Origin of the sequence: Vagococcus allomyrinae (assembly GCF_017829975.1) — a bacterium.
GTDB lineage: Bacteria > Bacillota > Bacilli > Lactobacillales > Vagococcaceae > Vagococcus_D > Vagococcus_D allomyrinae.
This window is the reverse complement of the sequence record NZ_JAEEGA010000002.1, coordinates 427818-443497: the sequence shown is the minus strand read 5'-3', so window position 1 is coordinate 443497 and position 15680 is coordinate 427818. Positions and strand designations below refer to the sequence as shown.

17 protein-coding genes are annotated in these 15680 nt (G+C 39.6%); 15 read left to right on the top strand and 2 right to left on the bottom strand.

What is annotated here, in order from left to right:
• Positions 1-287: 287 nt before the first annotated feature.
• On the top strand, positions 288-881 hold the full coding sequence (locus I6N95_RS04725) for a hypothetical protein (protein WP_209525205.1): 594 nt from the start codon (positions 288-290) through the stop codon (positions 879-881).
• Between the two features lie 116 nt (positions 882-997).
• Here the strand turns inward: I6N95_RS04725 and I6N95_RS27805 are convergent, their stop codons facing one another.
• Together I6N95_RS27805 and I6N95_RS04715 are read right to left on the bottom strand one after the other, a co-directional pair.
• A complete protein-coding gene (locus tag I6N95_RS27805; RefSeq protein ID WP_209525204.1) occupies positions 998-1180 on the bottom strand; it encodes a GHKL domain-containing protein in 183 nt (60 codons plus the stop codon).
• A gap of 293 nt (positions 1181-1473) precedes the next feature.
• Positions 1474-2340, bottom strand: coding sequence for a helix-turn-helix domain-containing protein (locus tag I6N95_RS04715; RefSeq protein WP_209525203.1), 867 nt, complete (start codon positions 2338-2340; stop codon positions 1474-1476).
• An 823-nt stretch (positions 2341-3163) separates the two neighbouring features.
• Here I6N95_RS04715 and I6N95_RS04710 point away from each other — a divergent pair.
• The 14 genes from I6N95_RS04710 (at position 3164) to I6N95_RS04645 (ending at position 15666) form a co-directional block, all read left to right on the top strand.
• The gene (locus I6N95_RS04710) at positions 3164-4288 is read left to right on the top strand and encodes an AI-2E family transporter (protein ID WP_209525202.1); all 1125 of its coding nucleotides are present in this window, start codon (positions 3164-3166) and stop codon (positions 4286-4288) included.
• Positions 4285-5631, top strand: coding sequence for a DUF1254 domain-containing protein (locus tag I6N95_RS04705; RefSeq protein ID WP_209525201.1), 1347 nt, complete (start codon positions 4285-4287; stop codon positions 5629-5631). Before I6N95_RS04710 ends, I6N95_RS04705 begins: the two co-directional genes overlap by 4 nt.
• 21 nt (positions 5632-5652) lie before the next feature.
• A complete protein-coding gene (locus I6N95_RS04700) occupies positions 5653-5940 on the top strand; it encodes a LapA family protein (RefSeq protein ID WP_209525200.1) in 288 nt (95 codons plus the stop codon).
• Between the two features lie 49 nt (positions 5941-5989).
• Positions 5990-6154, top strand: a complete 165-nt coding sequence (locus I6N95_RS04695) for a hypothetical protein (protein ID WP_209525199.1) — start codon at positions 5990-5992, stop codon at positions 6152-6154.
• A gap of 34 nt (positions 6155-6188) precedes the next feature.
• Positions 6189-7658, top strand: a complete 1470-nt coding sequence (locus I6N95_RS04690; RefSeq protein ID WP_209525198.1) for an AcpB/EbpR/MafR family transcriptional regulator — start codon at positions 6189-6191, stop codon at positions 7656-7658.
• Between the two features lie 60 nt (positions 7659-7718).
• Entirely contained in the window at positions 7719-8534 is an 816-nt protein-coding gene (locus I6N95_RS04685; RefSeq protein ID WP_209525197.1) for a DUF2238 domain-containing protein, read from the top strand.
• A gap of 84 nt (positions 8535-8618) precedes the next feature.
• On the top strand, positions 8619-9275 hold the full coding sequence (locus I6N95_RS04680) for a GAP family protein (RefSeq protein WP_209525196.1): 657 nt from the start codon (positions 8619-8621) through the stop codon (positions 9273-9275).
• Positions 9276-9319: 44 nt separating this feature from the next.
• Positions 9320-10672 (top strand): DUF1254 domain-containing protein, encoded by a 1353-nt coding sequence (locus tag I6N95_RS04675; RefSeq protein WP_209525195.1) that lies wholly within the window; start codon positions 9320-9322, stop codon positions 10670-10672.
• 150 nt (positions 10673-10822) lie between these two features.
• Complete coding sequence (locus I6N95_RS04670; protein ID WP_209525194.1) at positions 10823-12466, top strand: SulP family inorganic anion transporter; 1644 nt, start codon at positions 10823-10825, stop codon at positions 12464-12466.
• Between the two features lie 70 nt (positions 12467-12536).
• Positions 12537-13055, top strand: a complete 519-nt coding sequence (locus I6N95_RS04665) for a DUF308 domain-containing protein (protein ID WP_209525193.1) — start codon at positions 12537-12539, stop codon at positions 13053-13055.
• A gap of 87 nt (positions 13056-13142) precedes the next feature.
• The gene (locus tag I6N95_RS04660) at positions 13143-13652 is read left to right on the top strand and encodes a hypothetical protein (protein ID WP_209525192.1); all 510 of its coding nucleotides are present in this window, start codon (positions 13143-13145) and stop codon (positions 13650-13652) included.
• Positions 13653-13718: 66 nt separating this feature from the next.
• On the top strand, positions 13719-14030 hold the full coding sequence (locus I6N95_RS04655; RefSeq protein WP_209525191.1) for a DUF1622 domain-containing protein: 312 nt from the start codon (positions 13719-13721) through the stop codon (positions 14028-14030).
• A 66-nt stretch (positions 14031-14096) separates the two neighbouring features.
• A complete protein-coding gene (locus tag I6N95_RS04650) occupies positions 14097-14762 on the top strand; it encodes a GAP family protein (protein ID WP_209525190.1) in 666 nt (221 codons plus the stop codon).
• Positions 14763-14844: 82 nt separating this feature from the next.
• Positions 14845-15666 carry a mechanosensitive ion channel family protein gene (locus I6N95_RS04645; RefSeq protein ID WP_209525189.1) on the top strand — a complete coding sequence of 274 codons (822 nt, stop codon included), beginning with the start codon at positions 14845-14847 and terminating at the stop codon, positions 15664-15666.
• Positions 15667-15680 lie beyond the last annotated feature (14 nt).

The window sequence follows — 15680 nt, the reverse complement described above, 5'->3', positions numbered from 1 at the left end:
AGAAGAAAGTTAGCCACCATCAACCATTTCCTTCTTTGCAGTCTTACTGCGGGTTTTTCTTATTTTTCCACTTGAGTGAAAAAAATAGAAATGCATCAACTGATGAAACATTGTAGTATGAAATAAAAGAATTGATGAGCAGTCACATGAGCACCCATCAGATATGAAAACGGTTATCTGATGGGTATATTACCACCAGTACGTTCATTTATTTTATATTAATGGACGATTTCGTTGGCTAATTTCAGAAACAAGTGGCTGATCTGGTCAGTGGTTTTTGTTCAGGTATGACACAAGTAATTATCTTAATTAAGAAAGAAGGCAATACCATGACCCATGACCCGAATAAGCCAGCAGACCCCTCATTTTCTTATGAACAACAACTGGTAGATCAAGAATTATCGTTGAATTATGCCGCCCTTTTAGAGCTTAATCGCTTGTTGTTGAAACAAGTGGACAGTCTAAATCAATCCTTTCGCGGCATGATGCTTGCTAATCAAACGGTGCAAAGTCAGCAAGGGATTATTTTAAAAGTGATGCAGACACTGGAAGTTTGTGATCGCTTAAGATCGGCAGCCGACTCAGGCCAGGACCCGACGGAGGTGATGCAACAATACATGTTAACAGCAAAAGATCCGACGATTAGCACAGGGCAAGAGGTTCAGACTCGAAGTGATGAACAACTTCGAGTAGCAAGCCAAGTGTCGCGAGTATCAGCCTTTTTTTTACCACCCAAAGCAGAAAAAGCAGTGATTACCTCTAAAGAGCCAGTGCCACTCGTCTCATTTGTCAAAGATAAGCAAACAGAACTCCATGTATTAGAAACAAGTGTCAATGAGCAACTTAAGTTATTAAGAACCCACTTTGACAAGACAGTGTGATAGGCTTTGTCTGAAAACTAACGATAGAAAAAAATCGACAGACCTTATCTCTCTTAGGTAACGAGATAAGGTCTGTTTGTGTTAGTTAAAGGTTTTTAGCAGTAGAACAGCTAGTTTTAAACGTTGCTCATAAGTATCACTAAAGAAAACTCTCGTTCAGTATGTGCCATATCAAAGGTGTCATTGTATTTATCAACAATCCCTCCCACGGTTTTGAGGCCAAAACCGTGGGAGGGGTTAGCTTTTTTGGTGGTGACGAGTCCATTACCATTGTGATGCTTGTCAGAAATGATTGGCAACTAGATGGAATCACTATCTTGTGAGTTCGGATTTTTCAATATGGGATTTACCGTCTTTCTCTCAGGAAAACTAACCAACTGGTCAGCGAGGCCCTAAACTTCTGAGCTTGAGCGAATCAGGAAATAAAATTGTTGGCTTCATCAAATAACAGAAAAACCATCGGAACGTGTCATCATTCCGATGGTTTTAGTGCGTGGTGGCCAAGTTGCCAATTTAGCTTAATTTTTGAACAGTTAATGATACGGTTACGCTTAATCGGTTTACCTTAAGCCTTATGAGTGCCACATCTTTGTTATAAGTCACGAATCTTTTCCAAGGTTCGTTTTAGCTCAAGAACGTATTTATCTGCCAACGACACTTCTAAGGTTTTAATGACTAAAATCGCCTCATTGGCCATTTTTAATCCTTCATAAGTATTTCCCTGAAGAATAGTGATAAGGCCATTGAGAAACAAGCTTCGGTTTTTTTCGAAAAAAAAGCCGGATTTAAGCAACTCCTTAGCGTAGTCAAAGGCTTTGATAGCTTGCTTAAGATTGTCATTACGTAAAAATGTAAAGGCAGCATGATGAAAAAGGAAAATCAGCTCACGGGGATTTGAAAAACCAATCATTTGATGGCTGTTTAATTTTTCTATTTCATTGATGAGTGTGACTAATAAATAGGGAGAAATAATGGCATGAGAACACCCAAAAACAAATAAGTTGTAGGAAGACCAAAAGGGAATCTGCAAAAGATAGTCGGACATGACTTTTAAATCGTCCTTGGAAATAAAATAGCTGGGATTGAGATCGACGATAGCAGCTGCAATCATAATACTATTTATCTGATGTGTTTTTCTTTTAGTCGACTTAAAGAGCGTTTCCTCACTGTCCTTTAGCTGGAGAAGCTGAGTGACATTATTACCACGATAAGCTTCGGAAATGTTGGTAGCTAGTTCATCAAAATTATAAAGTGAGCTGTTACAGAAAAAAATAAACTCATCCATTTTAATATTGAGCCGATCAAGTAATTTTATAAAGGTGGGAAGTGTTATATTTGTTTTTCCCGTTTCAAATTTTCCTAAGTAGGAAAGTGAAACGATGCCAGTAGAGACTTCTTTTAGCGTCAAATTTTGACTCGTTCGGATGATTCGAAAGACTTCTCCGTAATTGTCATTCATGTAGCTCCTCCTTAATGGTTCGAATTAAAAAAGATGTATATAAACAGGTTGCTTATTAACCTGAGATAGACGTTGTTAGCCATGTCGAGCAAAGGACTGGTGATTAAAAATATCATAACTTGCTGGAGTAAAATGGGCCTAAGTTTTAATAAGTTGACAATATCAAACAAACTATCTCCTTTTGAGTCGTTAGTTAGGGATCTATTAGTATTAGTTTACCTCAATTAGGGCTAGTCCCCAAATAAAATGAATTTTAGCTGATTGACAGAAAAGTCACTGAAGCGTGTTTAAGAAAGGAGGGAGTGTCAAGCAAATCGGGGTTATCAAATTATTTTTTGATTGACAGCGGCGTGGTCAATCTGGTTTTTATTCATTTATCTATAAAAAGTCGTGTTTAATGAACGGTAACGAGGGAAATTAAGAGGGGTTTATAAAAGCGGATGAGTGCGTAAGTATAACTTTTCACATAAATCTGATTGTCATATAGAAGAAAAGTTTATAATAAACGGATTTTTTATACGAAATAAAAAGTTTATTTTTTTAGTTGCCAACAAAAAAATTCTATTATAGGCGAAAAATAATAAGGTGACTGTGGCTCGTGATAGGCTAGTGACAACTAAAAAAGAAATGTCTATTATCAACCAGGACCACTCCCTTTTAGAAATAGTAACTAGGGTAGTCCAGTCATTTATTATTTTCAGGGAATAGCGTTCATTTTAGCAGACCATACGTGAATATGAACTAAAAGGCAAGTTGATTGGAGGTGTGAGGGACATTAGTTGGCTAAAGAAGTTAGCAAATAGTTGGTAAGGAGGTCAGGAAGATGGGGAAATTTAAAGAGTCGAAGTTGTTTTTTTGGTCGGTTGAGTTGTTAGTATTGTTTACCCTTGTGTTGGTCGCAAGTCATACGTTGTTTGTTTTTAAGCCGCTGCAAGTGATGATTCAAACGCTATTTGCACCGTTTCTTATTTCGTTCTTTTTGTTCTATTTACTTAAACCGCTAGTAGAGTACATTCATAAAAAATTAAAATGGAAACGAACCACTGCTGTCTTAATTGTCTTTTTATTGTTGATCTTAAGTGTGGTTGTAATAGTTGGAACGATTATTCCGGGATTAATTAGTCAAATAACCGAATTGATTAAAAATATTCCCGGTTTCCTTCAAGATCTTGGCAAGTGGTTAGAGGAAAACAGCACCAAGTTTATGATCAATAAAGAGGAAATTGAAACATTTATGGCATCGACAGACATGTCGATTAGCAGTATTTCCAAAAATATTCTAACCTCTATTAGTACAGGGGCTTTGAGCTTTATCGGTAATATTGTCAATGTGTTGGTCGTAGCCTTTACAGTTCCGATGGTGTTGTTTTACTTGCTTAAGGACAGTGGGAAAATGGTTCAGAAAGTGACAAAAGCGATGCCCCTTGATCATCAAGAAGAAGTGGCAGGCCTGATAAAAAAAATGAACCAAACGATTTCTTCATATATAAGTGGTCAAGCGATTGAATGTTTATTCGTGGCAATTGGGACGTTTATTGGGTATTTAATCATTGGGGTCGATTACGCTTTACTTTTTGGTTTTTTAGCTGGCGCCACTAATATCATTCCCTACATCGGTCCCTATATTGGCTTAGCACCCGTTATTTTTGTGACAGCCTTTGATTCACCACTAACGGCTTTATTAGCATGTGTGGTCGTTCTTGTGGTTCAGCAAGTCGACAGTAATCTGGTTTATCCCAATATCATGGGGAAAAGTTTGGACGTCCATCCCCTGACTATTTTTGTTATTTTATTAGTAGCAGGGAATTTGGCTGGCCTTTTAGGCATGATTTTAGGTGTTCCCGTCTATGCCGTAACAAAGGTAATTATTATGTACATCTTGGATATTAGGCAATTAAATAAACAAAAACAAGAATTTCCAACAGAGATGAAGGAGGAAAAGAAATGAACTTAACAGAAATCGCTAAACAAGCTTATGTGTATGGTTTTTCACTGGTATTTAATGTAGATGAAATTGTCCGGCACGTCACTCAAGGGGTAGGGGCCAATAAGGCCGCTCCCTATAATCGCTTTAGTCACGCTGAAAGCTTGGCCGGACCAGAAGACACGTTTGTGACAATTAATAATGACACCGTCTATTCCATGGCTCAATTGGATTTGAGTGGCGGGCCCGTTTATTTTGAAGTGCCTAAAACAGGCAATCGTTATTTTGTTTTCCAATGTATCGATGCATGGACCAATAATTTTGCTTATGTAGGCACCAGATCCATTGGAAATGGGGGCGGTAAGTTTATCTTTTTACCACCAGGGTCAGAAGAAATTGAGTCTACTGATGCCCAAGTCATTCACTGTCCGACAACGATGGTCTCAATTCTAGGCAGATGGGCTTGCGAAGGGGAAGCCGATTTACCAGAGGTTCTCGCCCTTCAGAAAGCCACTAAATTATTCGCAATGGAAGGAAATACGGGCTTAAAGAACTCCTTAAATCTGGAAAAGGTGTCTGAACCATTGCTGTTTTGGGAGAAGTTAAGAGTTTATTTACAAAACTTCCCAGATGGTAGAATTTTCCAAACAATCCAAAAAGACATCGCTCGTCTCGGCCTTTTGGAAGAGTCATCACCTTTTATCAACCCAGCGGCTGAGCTTCTAGAAGCACTGATAGCGGGGCAAAAAGAAGGACAGGCCTTTCTTAAAGACTATCTCTTACATGGTGATATTGACACACAAAATGGTTGGCAGCTAGCCTATAAAGTCTTCAATTACAATACCGAATTTTTCGAGTTAGGCACAGTCAAATCGAGTGAGTGGGTGATGCCAACAAAAACAGTTGCAGAGGTGAAAGCCGTTTATATTCAGCGATCAGCCGCCGCTTTAGGTGGTTTGTGGGGCAACCATGGGTATGAGGCCTGCTATGCGCCAGTTTACGTTGATTCAAATGGTGACTTTTTGACGGGAGAACACACCTATCAGATTACCTTGCAACCAGAACCGCCTGTAGAAGCATTTTGGTCGATTACGATGTACGATGTGCCAAATTATTATTTGGTCGCCAATGAGATCGATCGTTATTCAATTGGCGATCGTACCAAAGGTCTGATTTATCAAGCAGATGGGGCTTTGACTTTGACGATATCAGCAACACCGCCAAGTTCTGCAGAGGAAAGAGCTAACTGGTTACCAGCACCTGAAGGGCAATTTAGACCTATTTTAAGGATGTATTTACCCACAGATGAGATTACTACCCAGCAGTATGTGATACCACCTTTAGTAAAAATTGAGCAGTCACGATAGGCAGTTAAGGGAGGCATTAACATGGAAAAAGTAAAAGAAATCATGACACCTAAACGCATCATCATTCTAGTGATTGTCGGGTTATTTATTTTATTTGCCAGCTTGAATTTTGATAAAATCACGATTAACATGTTGTTTTTTAGAATCAATATCCCTTTATTTTTCTTGATTATTGTTTTAGGCGGGGTTGGCTTTTTAGTAGGCTTTCTAACTAAGCGAAATCGCGATGAACAGACGATTAAATCATTAAAAAAGCAATTGAGCCAAAGGAAGGAGGCCGCATCTAAGCCAAAAGTGGTTGCCAAGTAGTTGCGCTGCTTAGGGAAAGGTGTCGCTCAAAGGAAGTAGAGGTGATTCAATGGGCTTAAAAACGTGGTTACGCGGAGAAAAAAGTAATGCTCAGCTGAAGAAAAAAGCTAAAAAAGGCGGCGTATTCTCTGAAGCTGAGCGAGCAGAGTATATTCATCGATTTAATGAAACACCCGAAACGACAAAAAATAATCACACTCAAGGTGAAAAGTAACTAACTGAATGAAGCAGAGACAGGAGGAAGCTTAATGATCAGCTTGTTAACCAGTTCTGAAAAGCGGCAACTACAGCTCCTTGATTTCTTAAATCGTTCGATAACCTGGTGGAAAATTGACACGCTCGCATCTGAGCTCCAGGTGTCCGACAATAAAATCAGAAAAGACATCGAAAAGCTATTAGCGTTTTCTCAAACAGAAGACAATGTATTTGAAATTTTATTAGATCCATTAAAAGGGGTCTACCTAAAAACAGATGCTCAAACCAGTATTCAGCTAATTCAAAGTAAATACGTGAAGCAAACAGTTAGTTATCAATTAATCGATGCCTTGGTTCAATCAAACGAAATTAGCCTCAACGATTTATTGACCAAGTTGTATCTTTCAAGAAGTACTCTTTATCGTCATGTCAGGCGACTTAATAAAGTGCTCGCTAAAAATAAGCTGGAGATCAGTGTACCTAGCGCTGATCTTGTCGGTGAGGAAGCGGCGATCCGTGAATTTTTGTATTATTTTTATTGGAGTGTGGCCGATGATGGAGACTGGCCCTTTAAAACGATCACCAGCGATACTGTCTATTTATCCGTCAAAGATTATACGGATTTTGGGAATATTAAATATTCGAAAGTGGAAGTGATTCAAGTGATGTTTCGGCTGGCGATTAACTTTATGCGCCACTCTCAAAAAAAATTCATACAGTCAATGGCAGGAGTCGAATACGTGGACCCGTATAGGAAGGCGTATATCGCCTCGGTTTCCGATTTAATGCCAGCCATTATTCCTCCTGACTATCGGCAAAATGAAGAAAATTTCTTGCGCTTACTGATCGTCTCTTATCCCTTTTTAGATGAGCGACATTTGGATTATCAAAAAATAAACCGCTGGTATCAAAAGCAAAATGGTCAAGCCTATCAATTGATGTTCGCCATACGCCAGCAGTTAGTGGCAGTCTCAACGGATAAACCCCTAGTTGATAACCCTATCTTGGAATTCCGTTTGTTGGCCATTTGTATCTATTCCATGGTTTTCCCTCAGTTGCATCTGCAATTGTCGGCCACGCGAAATAAGAATCAGCAGTTCGTGAACCGTTTGCCAGAAGTTTATAACAAAGTGAGCAAGGTGATCACCCCTGAAAAGGGCGGTCGAAATGACTTATTACTAGCAGAAGTCTATCGTGTTCTGGAAAAAAGCGAGCTAATTCAGCTATTTCAGCCTCTGCTTTATGTTAAATTACGTTGTGTTAAGTCCCCTTTGACAGAGCCTGATTTAAAACGTGAGCTATTGAATCGAGCAAAACAGAAATTAAGCGTGGATATTACCAAGGATAACCAACAGTCGACTTTTTCTTACGATGTGTTTATTTCGGATATGAGAATTCCTTATACGGAGCAGGTCAAGAGTAAGCGATTTTACCTCTGGCAAACGCAACCGACTGAAAGAGACTGGGAAGAAATTGCTAAAATTTTGTCTGAATGTGCGGCAGCTGACAGCCTTGAGGAATGAGAACACCCCTCAGCAGTTGAAGTCTCAAAGAGTAAATGATGTGAAAGAGTAGGTGAGGTTATGGGGATAAAAAATATCTTTAAGAAAAGAGAGACAAAATTAGGCTTATATATCGTCTTACGACTATTAGTTTTAGCGACGATGATCCGGCAGATGATGCTGGGAAATTGGCATAACGTCTTTATGTGTTTATTGACGTTGATTCTTTTTCTTATTCCAAGTATTTTAGAAAAACGGTTGCGGGTTCGTTTGCCTAATACCTTAGAGGCGATTATCCTGCTGTTTATTTTTTCAGCAGAGATTTTAGGGGAGATTAACAATTTTTATGGCACCTTTAAACATTGGGATACCATGTTGCACACCTTAAATGGTTTTTTAGCGGCCGCCATTGGTTTTTCGCTAATTGATATTTTAAACCGCAACGATAAATTTCATATCTCAATGTCTCCTCTGTTTGTTGCCCTTGTGTCATTTTGCTTTTCCATGACGATTGGCGTTATGTGGGAATTTTTCGAATTTACCGGTGACCAATTATTAAATATGGACATGCAGAAGGATAGAATCGTGCAACGAATCTCGACAGTTGAGCTGGAGCCAGACGGCAAAAATATTCCGGTAATTGTCGATAATATTCAACAAACCGTGATATATTCTCAAGCTAATAAGGAAGGTCCCGTTGAAACGGTGATTGAAGGAGGTTATTTGGACATCGGCTTAATCGATACGATGAAAGATCTGATTGTTAACTTTATAGGGGCGATTGTCTTTTCAATCTTTGGGTTGTTATACATTAAAAATCGCGATCGTTACAAGTTTGCTGGGCGTTTTATTCCTACCTTGGAAAGCGAGCAACCATCTGAAGAACCATCGGAGTGACGTATCTGCTTTTTTCAAAATTAGTTTAGCTTTCCAACGTCAGGGAGTAGAAATTAGCTAGAACAAAGAGAGGAAGGAAGTATTATGGAACTACTATCACAACTATTGACACCCGCTTTGGGAATAGCCATTAGCCCGCTGCCGATCGTGGGACTGATTTTAATCCTATTAGGGGAAAATGCCAAAGGAAATAGCGTGTTTTTCTCTATCGGTTGGTTAATTGGGAATTTGACCACCTTTATACTGGCCCTGTTCTTTATGGGCGTAACAACCAGTGAGAGCGGGGATACCAACCTTATTCAAAAATTGGTATTTGCTGTTTTGGGAGGATTATTGATTTTTATTGCGATTAAAACCTTTATGAAGCGCACCAAAGTGGGTGAAGAGCCAAAAACCCCCAAATGGTTTGCTAAGATGACCTCATTAAAACCGATGGGAGCAGTTGGTTTTGGCGTCGTTCTTTCGTCGGCTAATCCCAAAAATTTATTGCTGTCACTGTCGGCAGGAGCCGCAGCAGGGGCAGTTACACAGTCTATTTCAGAAGACGGTCTGGCAATTTTACTTTTTGGGTTGATTGCCACATCGACCATTGTCATACCAACCATTTTGTTTAGCGTTATGGGAGATAAAATCAGCCATAAATTAGCTGAAATGAAAAATTGGTTGATATATAACAATGATACCATCACCGCCGTCATGCTGCTGTTTATCGGCATTAAAATACTGGGTAAAGCGTTCTAAAAATAAAGCTATCCAACAAAAAAATAGGAAAAGGAGTTTTTATGATGAACTATAATAATTTGGATCAAGACAGTACGCGCGAGTTAGCGGAGAAGGCTTATGTCTATGGCTTTCCATTGGTTTTTGGTATTCAACAAATCAAGCGTTATTTAATTCAAGGGATGGAAGGCACACCAGCGCCATTTAACACCTTGAGTCACGCCTCTCATCTGGCTAATGACAAGGACACCTTTGTCAGTGTTAACAATGACACACTGTATTCTTGGGTGGGCATTGATCTGAGTGTTGGACCGCTTATTCTCCATGTGCCCAACACGGATAACCGTTATTACGTCGGGCAATTTGTTGATGCTTGGAGCAATAACTTTGCTTATATTGGTCAACGAAGCACGGGGTGTGAAGCTCAGGATTTTTATCTGGTCCCCCCTAACTATCAAGGCAATGTTCCTGAAAATATGATCAAAATTGAATTTCCAACGACTGTGGGCATCATTATTTTCAGATGGGCGATTTCAGGCATTGAAGAATTACCAATCATTAAAGAGCTACAGGCTGGGACTAGCATTACCGTAGAACAGCCGGAAAATAAAGGACAAGGTTTGCCGGAAATCAGTGAAGATGTGCCAGAAGCGCTGCATTTCTTTGAGAGTATGCGCCTTTATATCAATCAGTTTCCTTCTTCCGTGGCCGATCAGGTTAAAATTGAAAGTCAGTTTGAACGGTTAGGTTTGCTTGATAAAGATACCTCATTGGTGAATTTGGCCGATCAAGACGTCTTAAGTACGCTTGAAGCAGTTGGCCCTGCGGGTGTCAGCTTGATTCAGCAAATGATCCAGGAAAAAAATGCCGATGCCAGTAACGTCAACGGTTGGGATGTTTCATTGCACATGTTTGATTATAATGAGTGCTATTTTGAAGTTGGAGCGATAAATGAACCTCGTTGGATCATTAGAAAACGATCTGAGGCGATTGTTCAGCGGGCTTTAGCGGCTATGAGTGGTCTGTGGGGAAATAATAGTTACGAAGCGATTTACCCGACGATTTGGAACGACAGTGATCAACAACCTTTAGACGGTCAGCACAGCTATACAGTAACCTTTAAACCTGTTCCCACAAATGGTTTTTGGTCATTGACGATGTATGACGTGCCGGAGTTTTACTTGGTTAACAACCCAATTAATCGCTATTCTTTAGGAGATCGAACCAAGGGGATTATATACAATGACGATGGTTCTTTAACCATTACCCTTTCTCATACGCAACCTGAGACTGACATCGGCAAAGCCAATTGGTTGCCGACACCTCCAGGTAAGTTTAGACCGATGTTACGGGTTTATCAGCCAAAAGAAGAACTGCTAAGTGGTGACTATCAATTACCTGCCATTCAAAAAGAGTAGACAGGACTCATAGGCAAGGGGGCTGCTTATTGGGGAGTCTCAATAAGCAGCTATATACATTCTGTAAAATAATCCGAACAGATAGTTCCATCGTCATTATTTAATAGGAACTATATAATCAGATAAGTTTAGTGGAAGGAGGAACCCAAGTTGTTAAGTAAAGTTAAAGGGTATAAAAAAGAATACCTGATCAATGATCTGTTGTCAGGGATTACGGTGGCAGCTTTAAGTATTCCTGTGGCCATGGGTTATGCCCAAATCGCTGGGCTACAACCGATATACGGACTTTATGTTTCGGTCCTACCGGTGATTGTTTATGCGCTATTTGCCAGTTCACCGCAGCTGATTTTTGGGGTCGACTCGTCCTCAGCTGCGATTGCAGGCTCCTTAGTGGTAGCTGTTGGGCTCACTGCAGGATCGGCGGAAGCCTTGACCTTTATTTCAACCATTGCGTTATTTACTGGTTTATTCATGATGGTCTTTGCTGTTATGAAATTAGGTAAATTAACCGTCTATGTATCAGACCCAGTGATGAGTGGGGCGATTTTTGGCATTAGTACCTCTGTCATGCTGTCACAAATTCCTAAAATTTTAGGAATCTCCAGCGAAGGTTCTGAATTACGAGAGACAATCACCGCCATTATCACGCAATTCAGTCAAATAAATAAAACGGCTTTAGTTGTCGGTGGGGTGTCAATTGCCTTCATCTTAATCGGAAAAAAATTTTCGACCAAGATTCCTTTCCCCATCATCGTCTTGATTATGGCAACCATTAGCTCGTCCCTATTGAAATTAGACGATTATGGTGTGAAGGTCGTAGGGGAGATTCCTCAGGGGTTGCCGCCAATTAATGTGCCCCAGATCTTTTCCGGTGGTAAGTTACCCTACGCCATACTAGGTGGTTTATTGAGTGCCATTGTCTTAATGACCGATTCTTTGTTAACGAGTAAAAGTTTTGCCAATAAAAACGGTTATCAATTACAAGAAAATAAAGAGCTATTCGCCTTTGGGGCATCCAATGTGATGTCAGCATTTTCCGGTGTCTTACCAACCAGTGCCAGTGTCTCACGAACAGCTGCCAACGAACAGTTTAAAGGGAAAACACAATTGGTCTCCTTAATCGCTGCCGGAATCATTACCTTAGTATTGCTGTTTTTTAGTAGCTTGCTTTTTTACATGCCGCAACCAGCATTATCGGGGATTGTCTTTTCAGCACTGTTTGGTGTCTTAAGCGCCGAGCTGCAGACACTAAAACGAGTGACGAAACGTTCACAAAAAGAAGGGATTATCTGGGGCGTTTCGATGTTGGTAGTCTTGTTATTTGGAATATTGGTTGGCATCATCGTTGGGGTCATCTTATCATTTATTTTAATAATTGTGACCAAGTCAGCTAATTCCTCAGCTTTCTTAGGGAAAATACCTGATGAAACTGATTCATACTTTTATGATATCAAACGTAATCCATTGGCTAAAAGTGTGACTGGCACCTTAATATATCGTTACAGTAACTCGTTGTTCTTCACTAATATTGATGAGTTTACCTTAGAAATAAAACGTGAAATACAGCCGGAAACCAAAAAAATCATCGTCGATGCCCATGCGATTTCTAGCATTGACACGACGGCGGCAGATAAACTAAAAGAATTTTTACAAGAACTAACGAAGGACGGCATTGATTATTACTTTGCCAGCACCATTGGCGACTTTCGAGATGCTGTTAAGAAAAAGGGACTAACAGCAGAAATCAATGAGCAACACATTGTCAAAAATATTGAAGACGCATTAACTAAATAAACAAATTAAGTCGGTTCTAGTCATAATTAGGAGAAGCGACCGGACTAATTACAAATAGGAGGTCATTACGATGACAAGTGAAAGTACAGTAAAAAAAGGAACTGATTGGGGAAAATTAATCTTAGGCATACTATTGATTATAACCTCACTGATCTCTTTTAATAATCCCAATTTTAACGTTTTAAACGTGGTAGTCTTTTTTGGAATTGCCATGATTGCCAGTGGGATTCAAATGATTGCCTCCGCGGTTAAGTCAGAGAAAAGCAATGTCTTACTTATTATATTGGGGGTAATTACCATTATTTTAGGGATTTTAATCATCGTCAATATTTGGTATAGCTTGTTGATTACCCCATACTTTTTTGCTATCTGGTGTCTGGTACAATCCATTTCAGGTTTGTTTACCTTAGGCGAAATCAAAAAAGTCAGTAAAGGCGCATTTTGGTTCTCACTGATTATGAATATCTTAGGTATTCTGATTGGCTTGTTGCTATTTTATCATCCAGTCGTTTCATACTTTACATTATCGTTTACTGTTGGGATGGGCTTTATGTTTTTTGGGATTAAAAACATCGCTGAATCATTTTAATACCTAACAGATAAAACAGTAGTCTTGACAAAAGGGCTGGGAAAAAAGCCCAAGCCCTTGTTTGTCATATAAGAAAGTAGGCTGACCATGGCAAAGATTATCAAGTTAGAAGAAACAGAGGTGGTGATCGCCTCTAAAGACCATTCGGCAATCAGGGTGGCTTATGATGCCTTAGATTTTAAACCTAAATTAGGCGATCATGTGGAAATTTACCATGATGATGACCAAGTCATTGTGTTGAAGGTCGAAGCAACCAAAGCTCCGGCTAAACCATTTTATCAACAAATGTGGTTTTGGCTGGTTTTGCTGGTGTTAGTGGGCTTGATCACCTATTTAGCAGGAAAAGGCTTGTCAGAGCAAGTGCCGGCAACGGAGCCGGTCGTTGAAAGTCAGGTTGAATCTCCCCAAGTGTCCAGTCAGTTGGAGGCGTCGACTGAAACAAATGAAAAATTAGCACAGCTGATCACCAGTTTACAAGAAGAAATAGCTAACTTAAAACTAAAAGTGGAAGAACTGAAAAACAAGTTGGAAGAACAGCAAAACCAGTCGACGGACCCCACTCAAAAACCAGCTGAAACCACTGATGCTAGTCAATGAGCAAGGCGTCGCCATCATAAATAGGAGGCAAGGAAAATAACCTATATCGAACCAATCGTTCACCTGATGGTTCTAGCATTAAACGCTATTTCCATTATGATATTAGTCTTTGGTGTGGCTAAAGCTGTTTGGGATTTTATTCGAAATGAAGGGAGAGGGTTGCCGCGATTAGAGACGGCCAAACATAACAACATCATCAAAAATTACTTAGGAACCTATATCTTATTGGGCTTGGAAATTTTAATCGCGGCGGATATCATTGAGTCGATTATGAATCCGACCTTGGAAGATATCTTGGTGCTTGCAGCAGTTGTCGTTATCAGAACCATTATTTCTTATTTTCTTGGCAAAGAGATTGAAAACACCCAAATTGATTGAGAGCATGGTTAAACAAGAATGAGTTTAAGAAGGTTGTTAATTTAAATCAGAAAAGAGGAGCGTCTCATGGGAAATGCTATTTCAGAATTATTAAACTCGGCTTTGGGAATTGCGCTAAGTCCAATTCCAATCGTGGGTATATTTCTAATTTTGCTAGGAGATAGTCAAGAAAAATTGCCGAGTTTTTTATACATTGCAGGTTGGAGTCTGGGAAATTTGACTGTCTTTCTTTTGGCAGTAGCCTCCTCTAGCTTGGCAGTTGAAGGAACGAGTGAGCCACATTTATTAAAAAAAGTCTTATTTTTTCTGTTGGGAACAGGACTAATCTTGCTAGCAGTTGATCAGTTTAAAAAGCGTCCAAAGGTTGGCGTTAAAGTAAAGACGCCTGAAATATTAGATAAGATGGGCCAACTAACCGCTAAAAAAGCACTGCTTATGGGGGTTGCCTTTGCCACCTTAAATCCTATCAATTTATTACTGACAATTTCGGCTGGTGCTAGTGTGGGAGTCATGGAAATAACGTTGGTAAACTATTTGGTGCTAGTCATTCTGTTTGTGATGTTGTCGAGTTCCTCCATTATTGTTCCAACGATTGTTTATTTTAGAGATCCTGTCAAAATGAAACCAAGGTTGCTAAATGCAAAGACCTGGTTGATTCAGAATAACTCGGTAATTCTTTCCATGATGTTGTTATTTATTGGGGTCAATATTTTAGGAAAGGTCTTTAGTTAAGCGGTGTCTAACAGAAGGCGGTGCCGTTAAACAAGAGGGGCAAGAAAGGCATAATGACTTCAGAATAAATGGAGGTGACGATATGAGTAAGGAACTGGAAGAACTGTTGACGATTGTTCTTGAAAAAGGTGGAAAATTAGTAATAGCAACCCTTATTTTTTTCCTATATCAACACTTTAGTCATCGGATTGTTTCCAAGTTGTTTTCGGCCTATCAAAAAAAATCAACAGCCTATGAACGACGAGTTAATACTTTCTATAAATTGTTTTTAAACGTGTTTAAATATCTGGGGATTGCCATTTATATTTACATTATTTTGACAATATTTGGGGTACCAGTGACGACGCTAATGGCTGGGGCGGGTATTTTGAGTATTGGCATTGGACTTGGGGCACAAAGCTTTTTTAACGATACCATTACCGGCTTCTTTATTGTTTTGGAGCGCCAGTTTGACGTTGGGGATTATATCGTTTTGGACACTGTTGAGGGGTATGTCACGGCGATCGGCATTCGTACGACTCAAATTAAAAGCAATGATGGCATATTAAGCTATGTGCCGAATCGGAAAATCGGAATTGTCAATAATCTCTCTAAAAGTGAAATGCGAGTCAGCATTGATATTCCGATATTTTTAGATAGTAGCATTTTTAAAATTGAAGAAATCATCGAGAAGGTCAGCGACGAACAATTGCCAAAACACCCCGAAGTGAAGCAGAAGCCAACCATTCAAGGGCTGACCCATGCAGCAGACGGTAATTTTTATTACCGAGTGACCCTACATACGCGAAATGCCAATCAGACCACTATCAAGGCAGCCTTCTATAAGTATTATATTACTGCTTTAATTTCTCAAGGAGTTGCTTTACCAGATACCCGTTGGTCGATTGGTAGAGGGAGTGAGTAAAAAGGAGTCTGCAT